Genomic DNA, 6051 nt, shown 5'->3' with positions numbered 1-6051 from the left:
GTGCAGAATTGGGAGAAACCCCTGGACATTCGATCAACCGATCAATCGGGGGAACCGTGTATTCATCAAATATCATTGATTACAGCACGCCCAAAACCCGGGTTCGAATGGGACTTGACGTCTGTCTACCCTGAAAATCCCGGCCGGAGCACCATATTCTCTGAAATCTTATAATTTCTTTTATAGGTGAACACATGACGAACCCACAATCAAATCAGAGAGGTTTTCTGATCGCATTTGAAGGAATCGACGGTTCTGGAACGTCTACTCATAGTAGACTTCTATATGAGTTTTTGGTTGAACAAGGATTTAGTGTAATTCTTACTAGAGAACCTACTAAGGGTGCCGTTGGCCGCTTAATAAAAGAAGCATTGCAAGACAAGTTCGAAATTAAGCAGCCTGAGATGTTTGCACTATTATTTGCTGCAGATAGAATACAACATGTGAAGGAAGTTATAGAGCCCGCCCTTAAACAAGGACAAATCGTAATTACAACTCGATATATTGAATCTTCATTAGCATATCAATCCGCGCAAGAATTAACAAGAGAGTGGATCAAGGCTATTAACAAAGGCATAGTTTGGCCCGACATTACTTTTATCCTTGATATAAGTCCAAAGGATGCTATGGCGCGCCTAAATAGAAGAGAAAAACTAGAATCATTTGAAAATAGAGAGTTTCTTAGCAAAGTACGTGATAATTTCCTTGAAAGGGCGAAAGAAGAAGAATACTCAGTTATTGATACAACTCAGTCTATACAAAAATCACAGGAGATCATTCAAGACATTTCTATCAATTTTTTTGGGAAACATCATAAAAAGTGATCGTTTGTCGCATACGTCGTGTCAGCGGGGCAAGAGAATTAAGAATTCAAAACTTGATTAGCTGTTCTGTTAGATTACAAATTGTAATTTATACAACTGTCATATTTTGAAACCGCGAAATATCAAGCTGGATCAACGAAGAAGTGACCAGTTCCCGTAAGCAAGCAAGAAATCCTATCTTTATGTCGTAAAGTAATATTCGTTAACCAGAATATTACAAAATCCACTTTAATTTTTTCTGAACTAGAAACCTCAATATACATTGATCGAAATTTTTAAAAAGCATAACGACTATTTGACAAATAACGCTTCAGAGCCGAATTGAATACTACTTTTCTTTTAGGCTCTGGAGCTCCCTCCCCCTCCCCTCTGTGTAACGCGGGTATCTTGGCGGGGGCAGAACTTGGATTTGATTCTTTTTGAAAACGTATATTTTTCGAAATTAGACTCTTCGACAAATAGAAGGATGCGTCAATAATAAAAAGGAATACTCTGTGGTGCGATTTGCCTGAACATTCAAATTCTTTTCTTCATTGATTTTATAGATTCTTTTCATGTTCTGGCAAAGGAAATGTTGTAAGTCTTTCTTTCTTTTGATTTTCTTTTATTTTTTCGACATGGTATTTATAAATACTGAAAGAGTATTTTTTATAACCAAAAGTCTTTTTAAGGTAATTTAACCCGTTGATTTTGATAACTCTACATTTATTAAAAAGAGGAAGAGTAACATGTTTTGGCTTGGTCGAGGATTAGGTAGAGGGCTTTTCAGAAATGTACTTGAACGAAAAGTGAGCCCAGTTGAATTTTTAATATTAGTGCTGCTACAAGAAAAGCCGATGGCAGGTTCAGATATTATACAAGATCTAAAAGGGAAGTTTGGTGGCGCATGGGAGCCAAAAAGCGGCACAATATATCCTACACTCTCCAGATTAGAAAATGATAAGTTAATTCAGAATATCACTGAAAGTGGAGAGGGTGGCACAAAAAAGATGTATCAATTAACGGACAAGGGAAAAGGTGTTCTAAAGATTATTGCAGAACGTTTTGATCAAGAAATCGACCTACTAGGCAAATTTGTTAGTTTTATCGACGAATATTTTAGCCCTTACCAAACATATGTAGAAAACAGACTAAAAGATGTTATACAGCTTATGGAAGATAGAGGTAAACAATTAAGAGAATGGTTAATTCAAATTGTAAAGCCAGATCAGCTTGTAGAGGTGCTCATGCAGTATAAAAAAATTCTAGAAAGTGAGTTAGAGGCTGTCAACAATACTCTAAGTAACCCAAAAAAGAATTCTGGCGACAATTCGAAATCTTTTGAGATAAGTGTTGAATAAAACACTAATCGTCACAATTTGACTCGTTTTTATTCAATTTTCAGTAATTTTTTATGATTCAATGGATAGTTGAGTTGAACTACTTGCGATGAAAGAGGAGGTTATTAAATGCGAATTTTAGTGTTTACAGGAAAAGGTGGCACCGGAAAGACAACTGTGTCGGCAGCTACAGGTTTACGGTGTGCAGAGAATGGAAAAAAAACTTTAATGCTCAGCACAGATCCAGCTCATAGTTTAAGTGACGCAATAGGTATTAATTTAGGTGGTCACTCCCCGAAAAAGATAAGCGAGAATTTATATGGTCTGGAAATTGATTCCCAGCGCCTGATGGAGGAAAAATGGGAGATTGTACTCAAGTATCTTACACAATTATTTACTGCGAGAGGGTTTGACCAAGCTTTAGCGAGTGAGATGGTAGTAATTCCTGGAATGGATGAGTTATTTAGTCTTTTAACTATCCGTCAGTACATAAACGAGTACGATGTTATAGTATTGGATACGGCGCCTACAGGACATACACTTCGTTTAATGAGTTTTCCAGAGGTCATCGGTTCACTTGGTCGAAATCTGGTGGAGCTCGAAAAAATAATACTTGAGGAATTAAAGCCACTTCGGATGCTTTTACCAGTCTCATTACCTGGTGCAGATGTGCAAAAAGTTACAGATTCTTTGATTGAAGAAGCAATGGAAGTTCGAGAACTGCTTGTAGATCCATCGGTCACAACGGTTAAGTTGGTGGTTAATCCAGAAAAAATGGTATTACTAGAATCGATGCGCACATTAACCTTTATGAACTTGTTTGGTTTTCTCGTTGACGGAGTTGTAGTCAATAGATTACTTCCAGAGGAGGTTAGTGATCCATTTTTTGTGCGCTGGAAACAACAGCAAGCCGATTATATGAATCAGATCGATGAAGCATTTGATCCACTTCCAATTCTTCCAGTTCCACTGTTCCAGGAAGAAATCATAGGTACCACGCTTCTTGGAAAAGTGGCAGATGCGCTCTATCATGATAAAGATCCGACTGAAACTCTAACTACAGAAAGACCGTTTCAACTTGTGCAACAAGACAATGGAAACTATGAACTGGTTATAAAACTGCCTTTCAGCGAAAAAGGTGAATTATCAATCGAGCACGATCGTAACACACTGGTTATTCGTGTAGGCAAATACAAGCGTGTTTTATATCTCCCCACAATTATTCGGGACAAGGAGATCGAAAAGGCTAAATTCCACGAAAATGAGCTTAAGATTTTGTTTCTCAAAGGATGACACCAAATAGATGTCATTCATCAAAAATTCTTTTTCAGAATGCATATAATTCACGAAAGAGAGAAATGCTTGGTTTTATGGGTACCAGGCATAAATAGAAACACTATAGGTCCAGCAGCGATATCTGTGCCTTTGAGGACTTCATTTTGGAGATTTCTAACCATAATTACTGCCTTAGGAATATCTATAAGGCTGTAATTGGAGAATAATGCAATTGTATACAATTTTTCAAGTCGATAAAGAAATTGAACTATTATAGGATTCAAAGAATAGATTTTTTTGGAGGGATTATTAGGCGCAATAACCATCCGTCGACTTCTCGGTGCATTTCTAAGTTTTTTTGCAATAAACTCGATTTGATCAATACTTGATGCATTCCCAGTATCTGTTACTCCTTGATAATTTCGAATCGTACTTTCAAGCGAAGGATCTTTAATCTGGTCATTTAATTTTTCTAATGTTTGACTCGAATCAAAATCAGAAGAAGCTAAATCATCAAATCTTACAGTAAAAAAGAGATCAAATGATCCATTATTTTCTCTGCAGTATTTTTTGAATTTGACTTCTAATTCTGAAAGGAAACTTTGATAGGTTCTTGATTGAAACAAAATAGGCCCTGGTAAAGTTTTGGTATTTAAAGGCTGATTTTCATTCGCTAAAGTAACAGAACCAACCAAAATTTCTTGTAGTTCAGGAATTGAGGTATCATATATATGAGCAGAACCTGAAATGGTTGTTAATGTACCTGCAGCTTTCTGGGCTCCATATAAATTAAAGGCGCCGTCATAACGGAGAAATGTTTCGTAGAGACCTGCAACATCATCAGAGTGGGCACGTCCCATATCATTGCTACGGATATAGGCAATCATGTGGAGCATTTTTGTTGAAAAATCATTGTAATACAGTGCTATGTCAACACAAGGTGGATTAGCACTTTTTAGATCTTCTATAGGATTCCAAAGTTGCGCGAATGCTGTTCTTGAAGTTTTTAATTGCTCGACTGCCAGTTTGGTCTGGTCAAATCCAAATCTTTTTCTTACACACCAACCGTAGGTGTATGTATGATCTCCCTTTTCGCCGCTTAGATACTGTGGTAGGTATTGTGTTCTAATAATTTCTGGTGATAATCCAACATAATTTCTAGGAACTATTCGCCCACTTTTCCAGTCAGTCAAATGGGATATGCAACATAAGGTCTCCTTAGTTTTCTGTTGTTTATCTTCTGTGATTACAGATAATCCTTGTTCAATGATTTTTGACAAATATGTTCTCCAAACTAAATCGATTGATCTTCCTCTAATGATATACGGACCATAGAGATCCTCAATGTTTTCTGCACATTTAAGCACTATTCATCCTTCCAGACCAAGTTTATAATATGGATGTGGAGGTCTAGGTGATATATCGTAGATTTTAATCAGTTCATCAGCGATCATAGTTTCAATAGCCGCAATCATTGGAAAGATTTTATCAGCCCTTTTTATCGGTCCATACATGTTAATATCTATCCCAAAATTTGATGGAAACGCATAATTAAATCCAAAATCTAATGATTTTGCTGATAATCCTTTTTCCTTTTTTGGCAATCTTGAATGTAAGTTGTGAATTCCAATAGCCATTGGGAACCCGTAAATATCTTTTAAGGTCCATGCAGCATGGAGTGCACTAAAACCCCCTTCACCAAGTTTAGGGACACCCGGATCCAAAATTGGTTTCTTGACAGCATCTTTTGCAAAATTAATGAGATCATTTGTCTTTACGACCCTTTCTTCAACAGTGAGATCGTATGGTAAAATTATTGCATATTCAACGCCTCCAATTTCGGTAAGCGTCTTTATTTCCGCTTCATCTTGGACAAAGATAGAATTGTAAATTATTCGGTTGTCGAACCCCATATCTTTTGATAACTGAACTGCAGCAATCCTTGTCGCAGCGTCTGGGGAATCTACTATAATCGGAGAGTCTGTACGCTCTATAGCAAACAATAGATAGTTTTCAATAGCCATTGGTGTTTCACCAACGACATGCACCATTGATGGGATTTCAAATTCAAATGATTTTAGTTCCTGTTGATAAATGTAATCAGCGGCTAGTTTTTTGTCAAATAATCCTCGATCGGAATTTTCCACCATCTTATCACCCTTATAAAAAATCGTTCCAGCTAAGACACATGGGTATTCTCCTCGTTGTCCTCCAATCTTTGTGCCACCTATATCGTAGACCAGTAGCTGTGTATTAGAAAAAAAGAGCGGATTTCCTAAAAGCATATTTTCAGTTTTCTTTACATCAATCTCAGTGATATCATATTCAGAACTCGCCAACGTTCCAAAATCGTAATTTACCTTTTGCACAGGAGGAAAGAGAGGTTCATCGGGGAATGTTTCAAATGCTTGTTCTCCAAGTTTAGCGATTTCTTCTGAAATTTTGTTAAGATCTGTTTCATTGCGCAAATCTAAAATATTCACAATCTGCTGTTGAAAGCGTGAAACCCATATGAAAGGATCTATATTTTTGAAATATCGGGGCAATAGCGTGGGTATGGTACCGTTACTTCCAATAATAGTAAAATTATCATCAATTTTATCAGTTGGGTTTTCAAAACCATAGCATACTAC

Annotated in this window: 5 protein-coding genes; 3 read left to right on the top strand and 2 right to left on the bottom strand. The window is 36.8% G+C overall.

The genetic code is table 11. From position 1 onward, the window contains the following. Positions 1-194: 194 nt before the first annotated feature. The 3 genes from tmk (at position 195) to QVB70_RS01235 (ending at position 3436) form a co-directional block, all read left to right on the top strand. On the top strand, positions 195-824 hold the full coding sequence (tmk, locus tag QVB70_RS01245; protein WP_287582576.1) for a dTMP kinase: 630 nt from the start codon (positions 195-197) through the stop codon (positions 822-824). Between the two features lie 728 nt (positions 825-1552). Next, a complete protein-coding gene (locus QVB70_RS01240) occupies positions 1553-2164 on the top strand; it encodes a PadR family transcriptional regulator (protein WP_287582574.1) in 612 nt (203 codons plus the stop codon). A gap of 108 nt (positions 2165-2272) precedes the next feature. Next, positions 2273-3436 (top strand): ArsA family ATPase, encoded by a 1164-nt coding sequence (locus QVB70_RS01235; protein ID WP_287582572.1) that lies wholly within the window; start codon positions 2273-2275, stop codon positions 3434-3436. A gap of 50 nt (positions 3437-3486) precedes the next feature. On the opposite strand, the gene QVB70_RS01230 is transcribed toward QVB70_RS01235, so the two are convergent. Together QVB70_RS01230 and QVB70_RS01225 are read right to left on the bottom strand one after the other, a co-directional pair. Beyond that, a complete protein-coding gene (locus tag QVB70_RS01230) occupies positions 3487-4785 on the bottom strand; it encodes a thymidylate synthase (protein ID WP_287582570.1) in 1299 nt (432 codons plus the stop codon). Positions 4786-4788: 3 nt separating this feature from the next. After that, positions 4789-6051: hypothetical protein (locus QVB70_RS01225; RefSeq protein ID WP_287582568.1), on the bottom strand; the 1263-nt coding region annotated here is incomplete at its 5' end.

Origin of the sequence: Candidatus Borrarchaeum sp. (assembly GCF_019058535.1) — an archaeon.
Taxonomy (GTDB): Archaea; Asgardarchaeota; Sifarchaeia; order Borrarchaeales; family Borrarchaeaceae; genus Borrarchaeum; species Borrarchaeum weybense.
The sequence above is the reverse complement of the archived record's forward strand: the minus strand, read 5'-3'. Positions and strand labels throughout refer to the sequence as shown.

Coding starts and splice junctions, on each gene's coding strand:
- tmk (WP_287582576.1), top strand. CDS start 195: ATGACGAACCCACAATCAAATCAGAGAGGTTTTCTGATCGCATTTGAA.
- QVB70_RS01235 (WP_287582572.1), top strand. CDS start 2,273: ATGCGAATTTTAGTGTTTACAGGAAAAGGTGGCACCGGAAAGACAACT.
- QVB70_RS01240 (WP_287582574.1), top strand. CDS start 1,553: ATGTTTTGGCTTGGTCGAGGATTAGGTAGAGGGCTTTTCAGAAATGTA.